Below are 20078 nucleotides of genomic sequence, written 5' to 3' on the forward strand. Positions count from 1 at the left end.
AGGCCGCCACCCGCGCCAGGTGGCGGCCTTCGCGCACATTGTCAGCCGGCGGCCTTACGGATGAACTGACGCAGGTCCTCGGCGAGCACGTGCCTGTTGCCGCTGTCGAGGTAGGGCTCGTGGCCCCCGTAGTAGTTCCGCACGACCAGCCGGTCCTGCGGCATCCCCGCCTGCTCGACGGCGTAGCGGGCCAGCCCGGCGCCGGCCACCAGGTCGAAGTACCCGCTGCCGACCATGAGGTGCAGGCTCTCGTTGCGGCGCATCGCGAGCGCGAGGTCGTCCGCCGTGGTGCCCTTGCCGAGTCCGTCCCCGTACACCTGCGGCCTGCGGGCGAAGTTCCACGTCTCCAGCAGGCCGCGCCAGGCGATTGTGGTGTACGGCTGATCCATCTCGACCCCGAGCCTGGTCTTCTCCAGATTGTTGAAGACACCGGCCGTCACCGGGAAGAACCGTGAAAGGGCCGCGTCATCGAGGATCACATCGCCGGCCCCGCCCAGGGGCGAGGTGTAGCGGCTGTCGTACACCCCCACGGCCCGGCCCTGGCCGGCGAGCACGGTGCGGGCGAACGTGAACTCGTCGATGCCCAGCGTGCCCTCCAGCGCCGTGACCGGCACGGCGGTGAACTCGGCGGCCTTCTTGACCACGTCGGCTCGCTCGGACGCGGGCAGGGCGCCGCCCGCCTCCTTCACCAGCGCGTCCAGATATTCGCCGCACGCGAACCGGTACGCCTCCTCGAAGTACTCCTCGAGACTCCGGCCCCGGCGGTCGATCACCTGGTGGTGCCAGGCGGTCGCGGCGAAGGCCGGCAACCGGGTCGCGGTCAGGGCCGCGGGGCCCACGCCCTCGTTCCCTAGCGGCAGGCCGAGCCCGTTGACCAGGCAGATGACCCCATTGAGCGCGATGGCGCGCGAGTAACCCTGGTACCAGGGGCTGCCCATGAGCGCCGTGGTGACCAGCGCCGCCCGGGTTCCGCCGTAGCTCTCGCCGAGGAAGAACTTCGGCGAGTTCCAGCGTCCGTTCTTCGTGATCCAGGTATGGATGAACTGGGCCGTCATGTCGGCGTCCTCGTCCACGCCCCAGAAGTCCGCGCCGGTGCCCGTGCCGACCACCCGGCTGTGCCCGGTGCCGACGGTGTCGATGAAGACCAGGTCGGCGGTGTCGAGGAGGCTGTCAGGGTTGTCCTCGAAGTCGTACGGTGGGGTCGGGCTGGGCTGCCGGCCGTCGACGATCTCCAGCCGCGACGTGGGAACGGCCCACGGGCCGAGAACGCCGATCTGCAGCACGTTCGAGGCGGCTCCCGGCCCGCCGCCGGTGATGAAGACGACGGGCCGCTGCCCTGCGGGCGCGCCGTCCTTGACGTAGGCGTAGCTGAAGACGGCGCCGATGGGGTCGCCGTGGTCGGTGTAGAGGTAGGTCTCGCCGGCCGTGACGGTGAAATTGATCGTCTCACCGCCGATCACCGCCTCATGGGAGGTGACGAACTGCCGCGGGGGCGGGACGTCGTGTCGCGGGGCCCGCGGGCGGGCGGGGTCGTACGAGGACCGGGGCGCACTGGCCACAGGCTCGGCGGGCGCCTGTGCGGCGGAGGGATCGACGTTTTCGGTGTCCATGCGCAATGCGCTCCTGGGAGTGGCGAGGGGTGAGGTGAGATCGGGAGCAACACCAGGTCGAGTAGGTGGATGGCATGCTGCCACTATATGTATAGGCAGTCAACGTTTCATGGAAGGACGTCCCTTGTTAACCTTCATCGCAGGCGGACACCACGGGAGGCCGTTCTTCCATGATTTGTTGACTGCTCCATCATGTAATGGAAGAGTGGGCAGTTCTCCTCTCAATGCAGGAACGGAGCAGCAGTGGCGGGCGACCAGCAGCACTTCTCGGCGGCGGAACGCGCTCATGCCGCCCGTGTGGTCAAAGTGCTCGCACCCGTCGTGCCCGCGCTCGCGCTGGCGTTGCGACCGCGCACCGAGGTCGTCCTGCACGACCTGACGAAACTGCCCAACTCCATCGTGGCCATCGGCAACCCCCTCACCGGCCGCGACGTGGGCGGACCGGCGACCGATCTGGGCCTTCGCATCCTGAGCGCGGGGTGGAGCGAACACCTCATCGGCTACCGCACCGAGACCGAGGAGGGCCTGACGATGCGCTCCTCCAGTGTCTTCTTCAAGGCCCCCTCGGGCAGATCGGTGGTCTGCCTGTGCATCAACACCGACATCGCCGAACTCGAACGCGCGCAGGAAGTGCTGGCGGCCCTCACCGCGACGACCTCGACCGACCCCACGACCGACGGAGGCCAGGACATCAGGGAGACCTTTCCCGTCTCCGTGGACGACCTGGTCGAGGGGATACTGCGCGATGCGATCGGCGCGATCGGCGTGCCGGTCGCCCTGATGAAGAAGACGCACAAGATGGCCGTCGTGCGCGAGCTGAACCGCCGTGGCTTCTTCACCATCCGTGAATCGGTGGACCTGGCGGCCCAGCGGCTCGACGTCAGCAGGTTCACCATCTACAACTACCTGAACGAACTGGAGGCCGGGGCCGAGGCTCAGTAGCCGGTCCGCCCTCCGGGCGCCGGTTCCGGGTCATGGTGCGGACGTAGCTCTCCGGGTCATGGGCCGGGGCCGCACGAACGCCGGCGCTCCGGCCTCACCCCACGTTGGCGGGGCCGGAGCCTGCCGCTGTCACTCGGTGTCGTCGGCGCGGAGGGCCAGGTCGAGCAGCCCAGGGAAGCGGGCGTCGAACTCCTCGCGGCGTAGCCGGTTGAGCCGTTTGGGGCCGTGGTCGCGCTGTTCGACCAGGCCGGCGTCGCGCAGGACCGAAAAGTGGTGGCTCTTCGCGGCCCGTCCGACCGGTACGTCGAAGTTGCTGCAGCTGAGTGCCCAGTCGGGGTGGCTGGCCAGGTCGCGGATCAGCTGGATGCGTACCGGATCCGCTATCGCGGACAGGGCGGTGAGAAGCGGGACGTCGTCGGGATGCGTGTGCACGGGCGCCGGCCGGTGACTCGTGCCTTCAACCTGGTCCGACATGGCGATGTTCTCCTTCACCCGGTGTTCGATGACCATCTTACAGTGCTAGTGTTCGATCCCAGTTGAACACTCGTGGGAGAGGTGGTTTTACTATGCGTGCTGTCGAGTTCCAGGAGCACGGCGGTCCCGAGGTGCTGCGGATCGTGCAGACCGCGACACCTGAGCCGGGCCCTGGCCAGGTGACCATCGAGGCCGTCTGGGCGGGAGTGAACTTCGCGGACGTGAAGGCGCGTGCCGAGGGGTACCGAGTGGCGTCGCTGCCCTACCGTCCGGGCCTGGAGGTATCTGGGCGAATCCGGGCGGTCGGGAAGGGTGTCGAGGGGCTGCGGGCGGGGCAGGAGGTCGCCGCGCTCGTCGATGGCGGCGGTTACGCCGAGGTCGTGCTCGCGGAGGCCGCGAGGGTCTTTCTGGTGCCCGACGGATTGGACCTGCGGACCGCGGCCACGTTGCCGACCGTGCTGCCGACCGCGCACGCCCTGGTCCACGAGGTGGGGCGGCTGAGGGCCGGGGAGAGCGTGCTGGTGCACGGCGCGGCGGGAGGCATCGGCACGGCGGTCGGACAGCTGGCCCGGGCAGCGGGCGCCGGCGTGGTGTACGGGGTGGCCTCCAGCGAAGCCAAGGCCGACTACGCACTCAAGCACGGGTACGACGAGGTGTTCCGGCCCGACACCTTCGAGACAGACGTCCGCCGGGCGTCCGGTGGCAGGGGCGTCGACCTGGTCCTGGACCCGGTGGGCGGCGACACGCTGCACCGCGGCCTGGAGGCGCTGGCCGTCTTTGGGCGCCTGGTGTCCTTCGGCAACGCCGGCGGTGCAGAGCCCTGGCGGGCCGGGCAGGGTGAGCTGTACGCGCAGGGCCGCTCCGTCGGGGGCTTCTCCGTGCTCGCCCTCGCCCAGTCCGCGCCCGATGCCCTGCGTGCGCTCACCGAACGCGCCGTGCGCGCCGTGTGTGACGGAACGGTCGTCCTTCCCGTCACCGCAGAGTTCCCTTTGTCGGCCGCGGCCGACGCACACCAGCACATCGGCGGACGCACGTCCATGGGCAAGCTGCTGCTGCGTATCACGGACTGACCGCGGACACGGCCCACCACCGGCCGCCAGGCGTCGCCACGCTCCAGGGCCAGCTCGGTCGCGGCGATGGCCATCTCGCTCAACGTCTGGTGCACCGTGGTCAGCGGCGGTCGACCCACGCCACGACCGGCAGGTCGTCGAAGCCGACCACGCTCAGGTCCCGGGGAGTGGACAACCCCAGCTTACGGGCCGCCCGGTAGACGCCGAGCGCTTGCAGGTCGTTCACGGTGAGGGCGGCGCTCGGCCGGTCGGGTCGGGAGAGCAGATCACGTGCCGCGGCATGGCCGTCCTCGCGGGTGAGCAGGGTGCGCACCACGAGGCCGGGGTCGGCGGGCAGAGCGGCCTCGGCCCGCGCCGAGGAGTAGCCGGCCAGCCGGGCACGGCAGAACGCGTGGTCCGGGCCACTGATCACGGCGATGCGGCGGTGCCCAGCTCAATCAGGTGCGGCGTCGCGCCAGGCCGCCCCTCCAGTTGGTGGCGCCCACGAACGGCACGTCATCAGGCAGCTCGTCGATCGGGTCGAAGACGACGAACGGGATACCCTTCGCCTTCAGCTGATCGCGCTCCATTATTGAGAGCTGGGCCACCGACAGCACGCAGCGCGGAAGACGCCCCACCGTGTCGTCGATGGACATGCCCGAGGATTCGTGAAGGCCGAACTCCGAGACCATGACGAAACTTCTCGATGGTCCAGCCTGCAGAGCTGTCCGGTCACCGAGCCGCCGACCTGGTCACCTGGTAGGTGACGGTGGTGCCGCTCCAAAAGTGGAAGGTGAGCGTCACCGGCGCGCCATCACGCAGCGCGTTGAGGAAGTCGGAGGTGAGGGTGACGGTGTCGGCGGCGCAGTCGGGGGAGAACGTCCTGCCGAACTCCTTGTAGGAGGTCCAGTCCTGCGTAGTGGGTCTTCTGGCTTGATCTTCCGATGGTAGTCAGTGGGGTCTGGACTGACGATGACGGCCTAAATGATCTACCGTTGTACACGGTCCGTACACAAGAGCAACCACCGAGCAGCCAACTATGATCAACAACGAGATTCGAGGCTGGCGAAAACCGAGAAACCCCAGGTCGAACGCGGTATTGATGAGTAGGGCGGGTGGGACTTGAACCCACGACCCACGGATTATGAGTCCGATGTCACCGGGGTTGAACGAGATTAACCGATGTCATTCGCTCGCGTTCCAGCAGGTCAGTGGCATGGTCGCTTGTTGAACGAGGGTGGATGAAAGTGGTCCCGAGGGGGGCCGTCTGTTCCTGCCGGTCTCCCAACGGTCCCCCTCGTCGATCACCAAGACGGCATCCAATCGGGTTCCGGAATCCTCGGCTCGACGGCCCACAGCTTCCCGTTCCAGTGGGCCCGCGACCCGCGCGGCCCGTAGACGAACACAGGCGGCGAGCCGGCGTCGTGCTTTCGCGCCAACTCGGCGAGCAACACGATCAGTTGGGCGGTCGCTTCCCACGCCGCCCAGCCGGGGCACGACAGAGCTCGAACCTGTTGCCCGGCCGACGTGCTGACGATGATCTGGACGTGGTGGGACGCTTCGAGCCGCTGACGGGGCGGTACCTCGTTGGCTACCGGGTCGCCCTCGGCGAACACCGGCAGCGGGTAGACGTGAACGATGCTGTCGACCCGGATGAGCTGTTGCGGGTCCTCGGTGACCAGCCACGCCGCCATACAAGCAGGGTGCGGCATCCTGGCCGCATAAGGAAGCCCCCGACGCGATGGGCGCCGGGGGCTTCGTGTTCGCCTACTGCTGGTGGTCGTGCTCGATCCAGTCGAAGATGTCCGCGTCGACCTGCCGTTGCCACTCGGGCAGGTCCTCCCACGCCGCGATGTACGACGGCTTGGGGTTCTCGAAGTGCTTGAGGATCTGCCCGTTCCAGCAGACGGCGATGAACTGGCCGCGCTGCTCGCGGGGAAGGTTCGCCGTCTTGCCGTCCGTGGCGTCGATGAAGGCGCGCACCTGCTCGCAGACCGCCGCGGCGCTGTCGCGCTCCCACTGCGGGGTTTCCTCCCACGGTGCGACGTAGCCGGGTTTCGGCTCGCCGGGGTATCGCTTCCGTACGCCGGCTATCCATGCCTCGCGGAAGATGCGGCCGGGTTCCTGCAAGGTGGGCTCCTCTCGATCAGACGGCGGTGAGCGCGTCGATGTCGTCGTTCAATGCGCGGACGCGGTGGTCTGTGGTGAGCGCGGCCATCTGCGCCTGCAGACCGCGCAACTTCTGCCCGATGACTCCGGAGCCGGTCTGGCGTGCCAGCGCGACCGCGGTCCGGCCGTAGTCGAGCAGCTTGTCCCGGTCGCCTTGCTGGACGCCGAGCGCCGCCAGGTCGACGAGGACGCCGCCGCGCCGCCGGGTGGACAGGGTGTGGGTGAGCGCGCCGGTGAGGACTTCCTCGGCGAGGTCGGGGCGGCGGAGAGTGATGTAGCAGGTGCCGCGTTCTTCGGGGAGTCGTTCGCCGCCGAACCGTAGCCATCCGCCGTTGTGGACGGGGCCGGTCAGCCCGCGGACTTCCTCGGCGGAGTCGAGGGCGCGCTGACATCCGTCGAAGTCTCCGAGTCCGGCGAGCGTCTCGGCGCGGACGACCTCGACCCAGTGCCGGGTGGACAGTGAGCTGTCGCCTCGGCGGGCGAGTCGGGCGGCGAGGTCGAGCATGGGTTCGGCGTCGGCGTAGCGCCGCTCGTACACGCCGATGAAGGCGTGCCGGGTCATGGCGCACGCCCACAGGTCCCATGCGCCGGCTTCCTTGCTGGCGCTGGCGGCGAGGGTGTAGCAGTGGGCGGCTTCGGTGTACTGGTTGCCGTCGAAGAAGATCTCTCCCGCGAGCTGGAACAGGTCACCGGCAAGGGTGCACAGCCGTGCGTGCGCTGCCTGCGAGGTGGGCCGTTGCATGCTGCGGACGAGTGTCGAGAGCTGGTCCTGGACGAGCGGGTATACCTTGCCTTTGGCCCCAGCCAGCATAAACACCTGCCACAGGTGGGCGTTGAGTGCCTCGTACTGGTTGGTGGCGTCGAGGTCTACCGGCGTGTTGCGTCTGGCGTGGCCGAGCCGGTCGAGGTCGAGGGCGTCGTCGGCGTACGGCGTGGCGATGAGTGCGCCTGCCATTGAGAAGATCCTGAGCAGTTCACGGCGGTTCATATCGTCATCGGTCCACTCCTGGCGCGGTGCGGGCGTGGGCGGTGGTGGCGTGCTCGCGGGCGGCCCTTGAAGGAGGAGCCCGAACCGGGCCTTGACGTGTTCGGGTGCCTGCCACAGGAACATGTCGAGCATCTGCTGTTGGAGCGGTTCCGGCTTGAGGTCCGGGTACTTCTCCCACTTCTGGACGGTGCGGAGGCCGACCCCTAGCCGTTTGGCGAACTCGTCTTGTGACGAGTGGTACGCCTGGCGGAGGAGCGCGGCCAGTGTGCCTGTCCAGTCGGTCACTACGTCCACAGCGATCTCCTTCGCTGAGGTCATCCTGCCCGTGATTTTAGGTCGGGCAGTCGGGCGTGCCAGGGGGTGTGCGGCACGAGTGCGCTGTCAGTGCGCAATGAGTTCGTCACGCTCTGACGCTGAACCGGTGTTCGATTGAGGTGTAGCGAGAGGCCCCGCCGGGAGAGCCGGCAGGGTCGCCGACTCGGCGAGGGGAGCCTCAATGGGAAGTCTCCGGGGGGTCAGGCCGCTCGGGGAGCTTCGCGCCCGGATCGTGCACGTACCAGCGGACGAACGCCCGCAACACCTTGGACATGTCGGCTTCGGGATCGGGGCTGCGATCGACGGCCTCTTTGAAGGCGTCCCACAAGTCGTCTGTGGTCCGGAAGCGGCGGACGTCTGTGGTCTTACCCATGAGCCCTCCCTTCGTGGCTACAAGAGAGTGTCCCACAGCGCCTTGCTTGTGGCTACAGTGTGGCTACAATATAAGCACAGGCTCCAAAAGAACGGGCGGGCCAGGTGCGCCAACACCTAACCCGCCCTCAGTCACCACCCCTGCGGTATCAGGAGGAGACCTTGAACGATTCCATCACGTCCGCAACGCAGCCCGCGACTCGCCCCTGCCAGCCGTGGTGCGTCAACCACGACGCGGCCGGCGACGTCTGCCACGCCGAGGAGATCAGCGGCACCGGGCTGACCCACCACGCCAGCGAGGGCGCCCGCATCCACCTCGACGACGAGTGCCTGTCGCTGGAGGAGGCCGCCGAGCGGGCCCGCGCCATCTTCGCCCAGGTGGAGAAGACCAGGGAGAAGACGCGGCTCACCTTCGAGGACCTGTACCCGGAGTGGACGGAGGCCGCCGAGAACAAGGGCCGGCTCGCGGCCATCGCGGCGAAGTGCGAGTACCTCTCCGAGATGGAGGCCAACGCCCGCGAGCAGATCAGCGACGAACCGGCGCTCTGGCTGGCGTCCGACCCCTGCCCCGGTTGGTGCACCAACGCCCGGCTGCACAAGACCAGCGACCACCCGGACGACCGCGCCCACGACGGCGCGACCGTCGCGGTTCCGCTGCTGTCCATGCCGGTCGTGCCGATGACGTTCGCGGACGGCCCCCGGTGGACGGCCCCGGAGCTCCACCTGCAGTTGGTGAAGGAGTACCGCGAGGTCGAGCCTCGCGTCTTCATCAACGACGGCGGGGACCAGGTCCGCCTGTACGCCACCCTCGACGAGCTGGAGCGGATCGGCAACGCCATGTTGGACCTGGTCCGGCAGGGCCGCGGCCAGGGGTGGCCCAGCGTCCCGCTCGTCCCGCTGCAGCACGGCGCCGCCGAGTGCGACGACGTGACGTGCAAGTGCCACGAGCACCCCAGCTTCGCCGCTGACTCCGAGCGCTGACGCTCCCGTCCCGGAGCGCCGCCTGACGCTCCGGGGCACCCCTTACCCGCCCTCGATCGAGAGGCGATCATGAGCAACTTCGTTCACCAGGCGTTCACTCTGTGGGCTGTCGGCACTGAGATCGACTCCCACTGCGGGTTCCTCGCCTACGGCAAGGACGCGCCCGGCGTGGTCGAGATCGTGCTCCCGCACCACGACGGCAGCGGCGAGGCGACGAGCTACGTGGTTGACCGCGCGCTGCTGGCCATCGGTCTGCAGCGTCAGGCCAGCAACGGCGCGATCGTCGTCCGGCCCCACAACACCCGCGCCGACTGGCTCATCATCACCCTGGCCGCGCCCGGCGGGGCCGGCGACTTCTACGCCGACGCCGTCGTCATGCGCCAGTTCCTCGCCGCCACGGCCGAGCTGGTGCCGATGGAGGTGGCGGCGTGAAGGGCAACGAGGTCATTGCCGACGTCCTCATGTGGACGGTCGACTACCAGCCCGTCGCGGCGTTGCTCCGCTACACGGCCGAGGACCCGTTCGCGGTCACCCTCGACTTCGTGGACGACGCCGGCCGGGTCACCGCCTCGTACCGGTTCGCGCGGACGCTGCTCACCGCGCGGGTGTGGCAGCCCGTCGCCGTCGTCCCGTGCGACCTGGTTGTCATCGACCCGGCCCGCGAGCCCGGCACGACGTCGTTCATCCTGGCGCTCGACCACGACACGCTCCCGATGGCGTTCCTGACGGAGACCGCGCCGCTGGTCGAGTTCCTCCGCGACTCCTACGAGGTCATCCCGCCTGGGTCCGAGGGCTACCACCTCGACATGGACAGCATCATCGCTGGAGGTTCCTGATGGGAGACACTCCCGCCATCGCGTTCGGGCTGCTCTGCCTGGCGCTTGGCATCCTCTTCTACCGCAAGCGGGGCAAGATCTCTAAGCCCGCCGGGGGTGGCGCTACCGCAGGTGGCCCCGCCCCGGCAGGGAAGGGCAAGCTCCGCATCCCCGCCCCGGTCCTGTACCGCATCATCTCGGGCCTGATGTTCTTCGGCGGCGTCGGCATCGCCTCCACGTTCGTGGGCGACTGGCTGCGCGGCTGGGATTGGAGCATCGGCTCGCTCAGCTCTCGCGCGTGCATCGTCATCGTCGCCGTCCTGATGTTCTTCGCCCTGCTCATCGACATCGCTGACGGCAACGGGCTCAAGCCCACCACCTACGCGATGATCGTCATCTTCCCGCTCATGTACGCCACCGCCGGCGGTTCGTTGGCGTGGCCCAAGGCCCTGTCCTCGTGGGCGTGGGCGCGAGTGACGGGGGCGATCTGATGAGGATCGAACACATCATCGTCGCCATCATCGTCATCTGGGCCGGGCTCGTGTTCGTCCGGGCGCAGAGCCGGTCCGCGCTCGACAAGGCCAAGCCGTCCCTGCCCGTCCGGGCGATGCAGGCGGCCGGGGCCAACGTCGAGGCGAAGCGGCTGATCCCCGCCGTGGCGGAACTCGGAGAGCGGGCAGTCGTCGCGCTCGCCGGCCGGGCTCGCGAGACCGTCACCGCGAGGGTCGGCGGTGCGCGGGAGCGGCGCGCGGAGCGTCGCGAGGAACGGCGCGCAGTGCGAGACGAGCGCCTCGGCGACTTCGGCCAGCGGGTCCGCGACATCGCCGCCAAGGCAGGCGCCGCGGTCGGCGACGGCGCGGCCCGCCGCTGGGAAGGCCGCGCAGGCGACCGCCCCATGGTTGACCGGCCCGCCGACGCCCGTTCGGCGGGCGACCGTCCGGCCCGGCCCCGGTGGCGTCTCCTCCGGCGGTTCGTCTGGTGGCGCAACCGGGACGGTCGCACTGCCCCGAATGGCACCCCGGACGACGGCACCTTGCCGACGCTGACGCACGACACCGTCTGTAGGCGCTGCGGTACCGAGCACAGCGTGACCATCCCGGAGGGCGAAAACTCCGGGGAGGTCATGTGCGACTGCAGGAACAGGGTCATCATCTTCCGCGACCTCAAGGGCAACCCCCCGCCAGTCACAGACCCGGACGCCTGGGTCGCGTTCCAAACGCTGGTCGCCGCCGAGGCCGGCTACTGCACATCGATCAAGTGCACCGGAAACGGCACCTACGTGGAGGTCACGCCCGAGGGCATCCGCCACGTTCGCTGCCCGCAATGCACCACCAACAAGGAGGAATCCATGTCCGACACCACCATGACGCAGCCGAACATCCCCGCGCAGGCGGGTGGCCCGGCCACGACCGAGGCCGCGCCCGCCGTCCAGGCCCCGGCCGACTGGCGGACCCTGGCCGTCCGCGTGGCCGACTTCAACCCGGACGACGACGCCGACCTCATCAACTTCATGACGCAGGAGATCGCCGGCATGGCCGCGTACGCCAGCGCCTACGAGTCGGTGTTCCAGACCTGCACCGGCAGCCTCGGCCTCGACCCGCGTTCGGTGCAGGCGCTCGGTGAGTTCGGCGAGAACTTCGTCCAGATCACCGCGGAGATGGCGAGGGCCCGCGCCCGTTTCGTCGCCATCTACGAGGAGGTCATGCGGATGGTCGCGGACGGCACCGTGATGCCGCACAACGGCCGGTTCTTCACCGGCAACGTCCCCGTCTAACGCCCTTCCTGCCCCCGTCCGTACGGGCGGGGGCGCACCCCCCCCTCCCATCCATTCGAGGAGATCGACATGTGTGACAGCCAGCAGCCACAGACCGAGTGCCCCCACGTCGTCACCTGCGGCTCGTGCAACGGGTCGGGCCGCGACACCGTCCTCCCGCTGACCAAAGCGTGCGAGGTGTGCCGCGGCATCGGCAAGGTGCGCGTCCCGTAACCCCTGGTGGCGCTGCCTCCCTTCCCTGGGGCAGCGCCACCCCAACCCGCGAATCCCGCCACTGAGAGGAGATGCTGACCATGACCGGACGTCACGCCGCAGGCCGTTGCCCCGACGAGCCGCACGAGCTGCACGCCGTTACGCCGATCGTGGCCGACAGCCCCTCTGACCTGCTACCCGGTGAGGAGCCGGATCGCGTCTGGGAGTTCCTGAAGGCCGCCACGCGCGCCTCTGTCAGCTACTTCAAGGACGCGCCCGCCGAGCGGCTCCCGCTGATCGGTGGTGGTCTCGTGTACGGGGCCGGGCTGGCGCTCCACCACTTCGGCGTGCCGTGGTGGACGATCGCCCTGCCCACCGTCGCCGGCGGCATCGTCTCGTACGCGGCCGGGATGAACCGGCTGAGCATGCCGTCCGCTCTCGGCGTCACTCTTGCGTCACTCACCTGCGGAGGATGGCTAGCCACTGTCGCGGAGACCGGCGCGGGCCGACTCGTGAACATGGTGTACGCGGGAGCGTTCGCGCTCGGGTACGGCATCTACCGGTGGGCGCTGCGCCGGGCGAAGAAGCGGAAGGGCACTGCCGACGCCGCGCCCGAGGCCGGTCCCGAGGTGACGCCCGGCAGCACGCCTCGCATTGGGTGGGAGGGCTATTTCTCCCGTTGGGGCATGGACGGCGCGGAGGTCATCGCCGCGGAGCCGACCCGCCTCGGCGAGAGGGTGCTGCTCAACACGAAGGGCACCGGCAAGCGCGCCAGCACGTACGTGGGTAAGGCGCTTGAGGAGTTGATCGCAGAGGACTTCGACGTGGCCACGCCCCGCGTCCGGGTCACGAACGCGGGCCTGCCCGCCGGCCAGTTGCTCATCTCCGTCCAGTTGATCGACCCGTGGGCGACCGCGATCCCGCATCCGACGCTCGACCCCAACTCGGAGATCAAGCTCCCGGAGGTGGGCGACGTCCGCGAGCCACAGGTCATCGGCATGGACCCGGAGACGGGGGAGCCGCTGACCATCACCATCTGGGCTCAGGACGGCGCGAAGCACACGTACGTGCTCGCGGTGACCGGCGGCGGCAAGTCCGTCACCTTGAACAACATCCTGGAGCGGCTGACCGCGGCGTTCAACTGCGTGGTGTGGGGCATCAACGTGTCCAAGGCGCAGGAGATGCGGCATTGGGCGCCCGCGCTCGACCTGGCGGCGTGCGGTCCGGAGGACCGTAAGAAGGCCCGGATGATGCTCCGGATGGCGCGGAAGCTGTACACGTTCCGGGGCAAGCAGCCGCGTAAGACGTCGAACGTGATCCCGAACGCGCGGCAGAAGCTTCTCGTGGTCGTCATCGACGAGATCGACGAGCTGACGAAGACGGCGGACGGCGCGACGGATCTGGGTGTCGTCGAGGACCTGGGGAAGATCGCGAGCAAGGGCCGATCCGAGGCGGTCGCTCTGGTTGTCGCCGGGCAGCGCAACACGCAAAGCCACGGCGGCAGCACCGACGTGGTCACCCAGATGACGAACTACGTGGTGCTGAAGGGCGTCTCCACGAACGACCTGGTGCGGATGAGCATCCCGGTGCCGGACATGGGGGAGTACGGCGGCGGCAACCCCGGCGTGCTCGCGACCATGCTCAAGTCGGAGGCGGTCCCGCACATTGGCCGCAGCTTCGCGCTCGCCGCCGGCGGAGATGAGGAGTCCGGCCTCGGCCAGATAGACCGGATTGTTGCCGACCGTCCGCCGAACAGCTTGGAGGGCGCGGAGATCGCGCACCTCGGCGACACGTACCTCAAGCTGAAGGCCGGTCAGATGCCGTCCGCAGAGAGCGCGGCGAAGCTGGAGCGGGAGACTGCCGACCCTGCGGACGCCGAGCAGGACGAGCGGCCGGTTGACCCGACGCCCGAGGTGACGTCGTCGGAGGAGCGTTCGCAGACCATCGACGAGATCCGGGACCGCCACCTGTTCCTGGTGCCGTCCCTTACCCCGGAGGGGCAGGAGCGTCTCCGTCAGATGCGGATGGCGCAGCGCGAGCAGGTCGTCCAGGAGGAGCAGGCGGCGGCGTCGGCTCTGCCGGCGGAGGTCCGGGCGAAGCTGATCGCGTTGCTCGACAGGGACGGCGGCGTCGCCACTCGTGATGTCGAGGTGGCGCTTGGAGTGTCGAACGCGACCGCGTGGCGGTACATGAACCAGCTCCGCGGAGAGGGCGCTGTGGACTCTCGCGGCAACGGCCCGGCAACCCGCTGGGTCCGGCGGGGTGATGACGTTGCGTGACCGATTCGGCGGTGAGTGCCGCTATCCCTTCAAGCCCTTCAACCCCTTCACGGTGTCGCCCCTATACCCGCCCTCTGGAAGCCCCTGTGAAGGGATTTCGGGGGCCCTGTGAAGGGGTGCGTGAAGGGATAGCCGCCACCCGGCCCCACTACAGAACGTGACTACTAGGAGGTTCGAATGTCGATCTTGTCTCTCGCCGTAGAAGCCGCAGACACGACGGAGCTGGCCGCCGAGGCGGCGGTCATGGTGTCCCGCTGCCACGCATCCGGCCTCGACCCGGACGCCTACCGGTGCGTCATTGCCGCGATGGTCAACCTCGGCGCGAACCCCGCGACCGGCGGGCCGGCCTGGTGGAGCGACCGGGAGTTCGTCGGCAAGCTCATCGACCTGGAGTGCGAGCTGTACACCAGGCTGCAGGAGATCAACCGCCTGATCACGAGGGCCACAACGGAGATCGCGCGAATCGACCGGTACACGCCCGTCGAGCAGGTCGAGGCCCTGCATGCCGCGCTCGACGTACTGCGCCCCGCCCGCGCCCGCGTGACCGCCGCCCTCAACAGGGTCATCGCCGCCCCCGACGAGCTGACCGGCACGTACGCCGCCTGCTACCGGCACGTGAGGGCTGGCAAGCAGCTCCCGTACAAGGGCCGGTTCATCAGCGGCGCCGTAAACCCGCAAGCCTGACGAAGGAGAACCGACATGGAAACGGCAGAGACGAAGCCCCTCGACGGCAAGCTCGTCCTGATGATTGTCATCGCGGTGCTCGCGCTGGTGGCGGTGGTGGTGGGCGCGTTCGTGCTCTCGTATGACGCGCTCACCGCCGTGGCGAAGGCTGCCCACATTGCCGAGAGCCTGGCCTGGCTGATGTCGGTCAGCGTGGACGGCGCGATGACAGTAGGCACGATGGCCGCCCTCGTGCTGAAGATGCTGGGCAAGCCTACGCGCTACGCCTGGTTCGTGGTCCTGGCCGGTGTGCTCATCTCGGTGCTGTGCAACGCCCTGCACGCCACCCAGTCGCAGGGCGGCAAGGTGATCCTCGACCCTTGGCAGGCGGGTGCCGTGTCGGCGATTCCGGCGGTGGCGTTGGCGCTCAGTCTGCACCTTCTGATCATCCTCATTGAGGCGATCAGCGACGCCGTACGGGGACGCAGCAAGACGCCCGACGAGCCCCGTACGGGAGAGGTGGACGAGCCCGTACGGACGCTCACCACTGAGGCCGTACGGGTGCCTTCCGTCGAGCCCGTACGGGCCATCGAGCCGACCCGTACGGAGCCCGTACGGGTCGCCGACACCACCCCCGTACGGACGGCCCGTACGGACGCACCGGCCCCCGTACAGCCGACCCGTACGGCGGTTCCGGTCACGCCTGAGCCCGCCCGTACGGAGACCCGTAAGGCCACCGCGACGCCCGCGCCAGCGCCCTCGCAGGCTGTCAAGTCGCCCAAGACTCTCGTCAAGACGCCACCCGTCCCGGTCGAGCGCGACGCCCTGGTTGCAGAGCTGGCCTGGGCGATCAGAGCCACGGGCGATGACTGGAGCCCTGACTATGACGACCTGATGGCTCGGTCCGGCTACGGCCGGTCGTGGTGCGAGAAGGTCGTCCGCGACGCCCGAAAGGCCGCCCGGTCCAGCGAGCCGCCCGCGCCCCGTACGGACGCCCGTACGGACGCCGTTGAGGCCCGTACGGACGACCCGTACGGCACCCGTACGGAGACCCCCGACGAGCCCCGTACGGACGAGGCCGACGACACCCGTACGGACTCCGTACGGGCACGACTGAGGGCCGTCAACTAGAACCCGTACGGACGCCCGTACGGAACGACGAAGGGCCCCGCCCACCGCGATGGTGGACGGGGCCCTTTCACTGTCGGGGGCGAGAACGGACGATCAGCGGAGGTGCCGCTGAGCCGACTGGGCAGCGTTCGGAACCGCGTACGTGACGCCCAGCGCGCCCAGCACCGCCAGCGCGACCGTCACCCACTCGCCGGCCTCGATCACGCTGTCTCCCATCGCGACGACGAGAGAAGCCGTCCCTGCGGCCACGCCCGACACGATGGCCTTGGCCACGCTGCCGACCTTCACCATGGTTACCTCCTGAGGGTTGGAACCCGGCCGGCCACGGGGACACGACCGGCCGGGCGTCTGAGAGGCGCGCAGCATGTACAGGCGCGCGAGGGGATCAATCACCGGTCGAGCGCGTCGAGCCTGACGAGGACCTGCGTCAGCATCGCCTTGATGCGGTCCTGCTCCGTCTCGATCCGCTGCAGGAACGCGGCCGGGCTGACCGCCGTCTCGTCCTTCTCGCCCTTGTTCATCTTGATCCGGGCGTCATGCCATACGGCGTCAACGTCCACGTCGTCGTCTCCTTCGATGAGTCGCGCCACCTGTAGGCGGAAGTCGTGCATGTTGATCGAGTGCGGGTCCGGCTTGGCCGTGTTGACTTCCTTGTGGCCCTTCACCCGCGCCGCCGACAGCCCGAACTCCTTGCACAGCTCCGCGCACAACTTCCGGTAGGCGTCGAGCTGGATAGCCGGCCACGGCTGCCGCCCGTCTGACTCCGCCTCGATGCCGATGCTGTTCGAGTTCGTGTGGTAGCCCGACGTCGAGGGGGCGTTGTGCCAGCACCGCCCCGCCGCGATCACGTAGATGCGGCCAGACCTGCCCAACCCGAACTGGCTGAGCGGCCCGTCCAAGCCGGGCCGGCCGGAGCGGACGACCGCGAGAGACGGGTAGTCGCCGCCGCCGGACGGTCCCGCCGAGTGGTGGCAGACAATCCCCTCGACGGCCGGTTGCGGCCCATGCCCGCGGGTCTTCCACCCCGTCACCTCGGTCACGGGATGCCCCGTCCTCCGGGCCACCTCGGCGAGCTGCGTAAGCCACTGCATCAGAAGCCCTCCCTGTGCGCGTCCAGGTGCGCGGCGAGCCCGTCCTCGACCCGCCGCACACCGTTCTCGACCCTGTTGACGACGTCCCGCAACGTCGACCCGTGGTTCGGGTGGAGCTGCTCCTCGATCGTCGCGAGGCGTTCCATCACACCGGGGCGGGCCGGGACACCATGCCGGGCGGGTTCGCCCTGCCAGTCGTCCACGGCGTCGCCCATCTTCTTCAGGAACCGGACCAGCTTGGTGACGACAGTTATGCCGCCCGCCAGCGTGGCCAGAGCGACGCTGACAGCAAGGATCTCGGTCATGGCAGTACGGACCTCCATCAGGCGTTATGGGTGCGTGAGGGTCCGCGAGGGTGTCATTCTGCGGGAGACAGCTCCCAAGTCGTCTCCCACAGGCGGGTACCGTGCGACCACCTGTGGGAGATCGACTCGATGAAGAAGTCCCGAGAGATGCCGAACCCGGTGTTGTGGTTGGCCACGAGCGTGATCCGGTCGCCTACCCGGCGCGTGTACGCCTGCTTACGGTAGGCGGGCGACTTGCTCGCGTAGAACGACATGGACAGGATCGGCCGGTCGTCGGCGTGCGTGGCGAGCACCAGTTCGGCGTACGCCATCGCGTCCGCCGCCGTGGCGAACAGGTTGGCCGGGTTGGTGTACGTACGGATGGCGTTGTGCTCGTCCTGGCTGGCGTAGTCGTCGGCCTGCACGAGCTGCTGGTCACCCTGCACGAGCGGGACGCCCGACACTTGGATGTTCTCGTGCGACTGTGTCCCACCGCCGACCGCGGCGTTGTACGAGATGGTGAACGTGCCATCGTCGCCCGAAGGGTCCGACCCAGTCACCTGCGTTGTGGTAACGCCACCTCGAACCGCGATCGTCACCGTGACAGGGCCGGCGGCCGGAGATGTCGTGAACGACGCCGGGTCCTCCACCGACACGGCAGCGATACGGCGGGCGGAGCCCATGGAGACGCCGTTGCCGTTCGTGTTGGTGATGGACGCGCCGTTCGCATACCCGGACGGGACGCCGGTCTGCGTGGCGAACCCGTTCCAGGTCTTCCACGCTGCGATGTACAGCGTGGAAACGGGCCCCCATGACGGGCTGATGGATGGCGGATCGGGCTGGGCAGACGCGGACGTGAACTCGCTCACCTGGACGCCCGCCAGCGACCCATACCAGCCGGTCACCCTGTAGACGTGGGCAGCCCAATGAGCGTTGACGGAACTGAACGAAGCGGTCCCGCCGCTGTCGCTGCTCTCGCCCACTTTCGCCACGACACCGAACGTGGACGTCTTCCCGATGACGCTCCAACCGGAGGGCGCGCTTCCATCCCAGTTCGCTGCCTGCAGACTGTTGCCGACGAGGATGAGCAGCAGATCACCGTCATTGACGGTCGCCGGAAGGTTCACGTTGAACGTGCCGCTGGACGTGCTGGCCTGCGTGGTCACCGAGACACCAGTCGGCGCGGCAGGGATCTTCACGTCGCGCGTGTGGCCTGTCCACCTCGACACGAGCCCGGTCGAGGACGCGCGGATCGTCGCGGTCTGACCCGTCGTGAGGATGTACGGGCCAGGGTCGGTGTACAGGCTGGTTGCGGCACCTTCTGTCCACGGGGAAACGCCCGCGACAATCCGGTTGAACACCTCGCGCCGCCAGTCGTACGGCTCCAGCCGGTGATACCCGAACTTGCCGTCTGGCGCGTCGGTGAAAAGCACCTGCGATGAACTGCCGTCCCTGGCGCTGCGTGCGCGGAACGCCAGCGGCCCCTCTTGCATCTCATACAGGAACCCGTACTCGGTTTCCTCGAACGAGCGGGCGGCATCTATCGCCGTTGACTCGGAGATGGCGACCGTGCCCGTGGTCACGTCGCCTTCCGCGATGGACCCCGGCGGGTGAAGCAGCCCGGCCGACGCCAGCACGTTCCCCATGAGTGGGCCAGTCCTGCGCCCCTCAATGCTTACTGGCGGGGTGACCTTCTGCGTGGCGAGCTTGGACAGCCAGCCCTCACCGGAGATGGTGGCGACCTTCTCAGGCCCGGCCTGTACCGACGACACCAGTTCGGCAATGTCGCCCGTCCACAGCACGCCCTCGACCTGGGAGGGCAGCCCATCCCACACATATAGGTCGTCGAGTTCAGGGCGGGCGTCTCCTGTCGCCCACGCAGCGTAGATCCCCACCTGTTCGGCGCTCGTGTTCGGCGCCGTCGCCGACAGCATCGGCACGCCGTCCAGGTAGAGGGTCGCCGTCGATCCCTCGACGAGCACGCCGAGGGTGACGCCCCCGTATACGTCCGAGGTGCGAGCTGCCGCGACGCTCTCGACGCCGGCGGCCACATCGAGCAGGTACACGCCGCCAGCCGCCAGGTCGACGACGCACAAGCTGTAGTCGTCGCTGTCCACGTACCTGTAGATGAGGCCGACCCGGTTCGAGATGGCGCCGGTCACGCCGATACGGGCCTGCACGTAGTAGTCCGCGGCCCCGACGTCCAACACAGCGATGTGCGGGTCGCCCTCACCTGTGGCGACCGCTCGGTTGGTCGCGATGGCGAAGTCGTCGCTGAGCGGCTGGACGTACGTCAGCCCGGTCTCGTCCTCGTCGAGAGCGCCGTCCGCCCGCCGGAACCGGTCACGCGCGAGCAAGGCAGGGTCCGGGGTGGTCGCCGCGGTGGTGCGGACGCGGACCTTCCTGCCCGTCTTGAGGCTGTACGGGGCCGTGACGAGCGGCGACGAGGCGTTGAAGTAGTTGAACCGGTCATCGTCGTTGCGCAGGCTCGCGCGCAGCTTGCCCGGCCCGGCCCGGCCGGTCAGCAGCGAAGGCCAGTCCCGGCCGGTGAACGTCTCTGCTGACAGCACGTACGGGGTGATGTCCTCGACGGGCGCGGAGAAGTCGCCGTCGTTGTCGAGGTCCCACTCGACCACGATGTCGGACGGTACCTGCCCCGCGTGAACGAACTGGGGCGAGCCCGTCCCGCCCACCTCGACGCCGCCAGCGCCGATCTGGGAGCCGATCTGGTGGGCGTAGTACACCTCGGCGGCCCCGCTGACGACAGCGCCGCCAGCGCCGACCGCCGTACCAACCTCGATGCTCTCAAGGATGGTGGCCGCGCCACCCACCACGACGCCGCCAGCGCCGATGACGTCCGCGAGCGCCGGCCTGGTCGGCGGTAGCCAGTTCTGGCCCCGCCTGCGGAAGGGGCGGCGAAAGACGTTGTTGTTCGGCATGCCTCCCCCT

22 protein-coding genes and 2 pseudogenes are annotated in these 20078 nt (G+C 68.8%); 11 read left to right on the plus strand and 13 right to left on the minus strand.

What is annotated here, in order from left to right; all coding sequences use genetic code 11:
* Positions 1 to 41 precede the first annotated feature (41 nt).
* Positions 42 to 1610, minus strand: a complete 1569-nt coding sequence (locus ABD292_RS32895) for a S10 family peptidase (RefSeq protein ID WP_344214225.1) — start codon at positions 1608 to 1610, stop codon at positions 42 to 44.
* A gap of 243 nt (positions 1611 to 1853) precedes the next feature.
* On the opposite strand from ABD292_RS32895, the gene ABD292_RS32900 reads away from it, so the two are divergent.
* On the plus strand, positions 1854 to 2552 hold the full coding sequence (locus ABD292_RS32900; protein WP_344214227.1) for a helix-turn-helix transcriptional regulator: 699 nt from the start codon (positions 1854 to 1856) through the stop codon (positions 2550 to 2552).
* Between the two features lie 129 nt (positions 2553 to 2681).
* Here the strand turns inward: ABD292_RS32900 and ABD292_RS32905 are convergent, their stop codons facing one another.
* A complete protein-coding gene (locus tag ABD292_RS32905; protein ID WP_344214229.1) occupies positions 2682 to 3062 on the minus strand; it encodes an ArsR/SmtB family transcription factor in 381 nt (126 codons plus the stop codon).
* A 56-nt stretch (positions 3063 to 3118) separates the two neighbouring features.
* On the opposite strand from ABD292_RS32905, the gene ABD292_RS32910 reads away from it, so the two are divergent.
* Entirely contained in the window at positions 3119 to 4096 is a 978-nt protein-coding gene (locus tag ABD292_RS32910) for a quinone oxidoreductase family protein (protein WP_344214231.1), read from the plus strand.
* Between the two features lie 100 nt (positions 4097 to 4196).
* Here ABD292_RS32910 and ABD292_RS32915 read toward each other — a convergent pair.
* The 7 genes and pseudogenes from ABD292_RS32915 to ABD292_RS32940 form a co-directional block, all read right to left on the minus strand.
* A pseudogene (locus tag ABD292_RS32915) lies at positions 4197 to 4517 on the minus strand (substrate-binding domain-containing protein); the annotation flags it as partial.
* A 16-nt stretch (positions 4518 to 4533) separates the two neighbouring features.
* Positions 4534 to 4767, minus strand: a complete 234-nt coding sequence (locus ABD292_RS32920) for a type 1 periplasmic-binding domain-containing protein (protein WP_344214233.1) — start codon at positions 4765 to 4767, stop codon at positions 4534 to 4536.
* Positions 4768 to 4807: 40 nt separating this feature from the next.
* Positions 4808 to 4984, minus strand: a pseudogene (locus ABD292_RS49065) (hypothetical protein); the annotation flags it as partial.
* Between the two features lie 395 nt (positions 4985 to 5379).
* Positions 5380 to 5769, minus strand: coding sequence for a hypothetical protein (locus tag ABD292_RS32925; protein ID WP_344214235.1), 390 nt, complete (start codon positions 5767 to 5769; stop codon positions 5380 to 5382).
* Positions 5770 to 5842: 73 nt separating this feature from the next.
* Positions 5843 to 6205 carry a hypothetical protein gene (locus ABD292_RS32930; protein WP_344214237.1) on the minus strand — a complete coding sequence of 121 codons (363 nt, stop codon included), beginning with the start codon at positions 6203 to 6205 and terminating at the stop codon, positions 5843 to 5845.
* 16 nt (positions 6206 to 6221) lie between these two features.
* The gene (locus ABD292_RS32935; RefSeq protein ID WP_344214239.1) at positions 6222 to 7526 is read right to left on the minus strand and encodes a helix-turn-helix domain-containing protein; all 1305 of its coding nucleotides are present in this window, start codon (positions 7524 to 7526) and stop codon (positions 6222 to 6224) included.
* 199 nt (positions 7527 to 7725) lie between these two features.
* Positions 7726 to 7920 carry a hypothetical protein gene (locus ABD292_RS32940; protein ID WP_344214241.1) on the minus strand — a complete coding sequence of 65 codons (195 nt, stop codon included), beginning with the start codon at positions 7918 to 7920 and terminating at the stop codon, positions 7726 to 7728.
* A gap of 161 nt (positions 7921 to 8081) precedes the next feature.
* On the opposite strand from ABD292_RS32940, the gene ABD292_RS32945 reads away from it, so the two are divergent.
* The 9 genes from ABD292_RS32945 to ABD292_RS32985 all read left to right on the plus strand — a co-directional run bounded on the left by ABD292_RS32945 (position 8082) and on the right by ABD292_RS32985 (position 15754).
* Positions 8082 to 8900 carry a DUF6907 domain-containing protein gene (locus tag ABD292_RS32945; protein WP_344214243.1) on the plus strand — a complete coding sequence of 273 codons (819 nt, stop codon included), beginning with the start codon at positions 8082 to 8084 and terminating at the stop codon, positions 8898 to 8900.
* Between the two features lie 69 nt (positions 8901 to 8969).
* Positions 8970 to 9332 carry an SsgA family sporulation/cell division regulator gene (locus ABD292_RS32950; RefSeq protein WP_344214245.1) on the plus strand — a complete coding sequence of 121 codons (363 nt, stop codon included), beginning with the start codon at positions 8970 to 8972 and terminating at the stop codon, positions 9330 to 9332.
* Positions 9329 to 9736 carry an SsgA family sporulation/cell division regulator gene (locus ABD292_RS32955; protein ID WP_344214247.1) on the plus strand — a complete coding sequence of 136 codons (408 nt, stop codon included), beginning with the start codon at positions 9329 to 9331 and terminating at the stop codon, positions 9734 to 9736. Before ABD292_RS32950 ends, ABD292_RS32955 begins: the two co-directional genes overlap by 4 nt.
* Positions 9736 to 10206 (plus strand): hypothetical protein, encoded by a 471-nt coding sequence (locus ABD292_RS32960; RefSeq protein WP_344214249.1) that lies wholly within the window; start codon positions 9736 to 9738, stop codon positions 10204 to 10206. The genes ABD292_RS32955 and ABD292_RS32960 overlap by 1 nt, the downstream gene beginning before the upstream one ends.
* Positions 10173 to 11489, plus strand: coding sequence for a hypothetical protein (locus ABD292_RS32965; RefSeq protein ID WP_344214251.1), 1317 nt, complete (start codon positions 10173 to 10175; stop codon positions 11487 to 11489). Before ABD292_RS32960 ends, ABD292_RS32965 begins: the two co-directional genes overlap by 34 nt.
* A gap of 69 nt (positions 11490 to 11558) precedes the next feature.
* Complete coding sequence (locus tag ABD292_RS32970) at positions 11559 to 11702, plus strand: hypothetical protein (RefSeq protein ID WP_344214253.1); 144 nt, start codon at positions 11559 to 11561, stop codon at positions 11700 to 11702.
* An 80-nt stretch (positions 11703 to 11782) separates the two neighbouring features.
* The gene (locus ABD292_RS32975) at positions 11783 to 13960 is read left to right on the plus strand and encodes a hypothetical protein (RefSeq protein ID WP_344214255.1); all 2178 of its coding nucleotides are present in this window, start codon (positions 11783 to 11785) and stop codon (positions 13958 to 13960) included.
* Between the two features lie 177 nt (positions 13961 to 14137).
* Positions 14138 to 14644 carry a hypothetical protein gene (locus tag ABD292_RS32980; RefSeq protein WP_344214257.1) on the plus strand — a complete coding sequence of 169 codons (507 nt, stop codon included), beginning with the start codon at positions 14138 to 14140 and terminating at the stop codon, positions 14642 to 14644.
* Positions 14645 to 14659: 15 nt separating this feature from the next.
* Entirely contained in the window at positions 14660 to 15754 is a 1095-nt protein-coding gene (locus ABD292_RS32985; protein WP_344214259.1) for a DUF2637 domain-containing protein, read from the plus strand.
* Between the two features lie 93 nt (positions 15755 to 15847).
* Here ABD292_RS32985 and ABD292_RS32990 read toward each other — a convergent pair whose 3' ends face one another.
* The 4 genes from ABD292_RS32990 to ABD292_RS33005 form a co-directional block, all read right to left on the minus strand.
* Positions 15848 to 16045, minus strand: coding sequence for a hypothetical protein (locus ABD292_RS32990; protein WP_344214261.1), 198 nt, complete (start codon positions 16043 to 16045; stop codon positions 15848 to 15850).
* A gap of 98 nt (positions 16046 to 16143) precedes the next feature.
* Positions 16144 to 16845, minus strand: coding sequence for a peptidoglycan recognition protein family protein (locus ABD292_RS32995; protein ID WP_344214263.1), 702 nt, complete (start codon positions 16843 to 16845; stop codon positions 16144 to 16146).
* A complete protein-coding gene (locus ABD292_RS33000; RefSeq protein ID WP_344214265.1) occupies positions 16845 to 17150 on the minus strand; it encodes a hypothetical protein in 306 nt (101 codons plus the stop codon). Before ABD292_RS33000 ends, ABD292_RS32995 begins: the two co-directional genes overlap by 1 nt.
* Before the next feature lie 53 nt (positions 17151 to 17203).
* The gene (locus ABD292_RS33005; protein WP_344214267.1) at positions 17204 to 20068 is read right to left on the minus strand and encodes a hypothetical protein; all 2865 of its coding nucleotides are present in this window, start codon (positions 20066 to 20068) and stop codon (positions 17204 to 17206) included.
* Positions 20069 to 20078: the final 10 nt, after the last annotated feature.

Origin of the sequence: Nonomuraea bangladeshensis (assembly GCF_039529455.1) — a bacterium.
GTDB classification, from domain to species: Bacteria; Actinomycetota; Actinomycetes; order Streptosporangiales; family Streptosporangiaceae; genus Nonomuraea; species Nonomuraea bangladeshensis.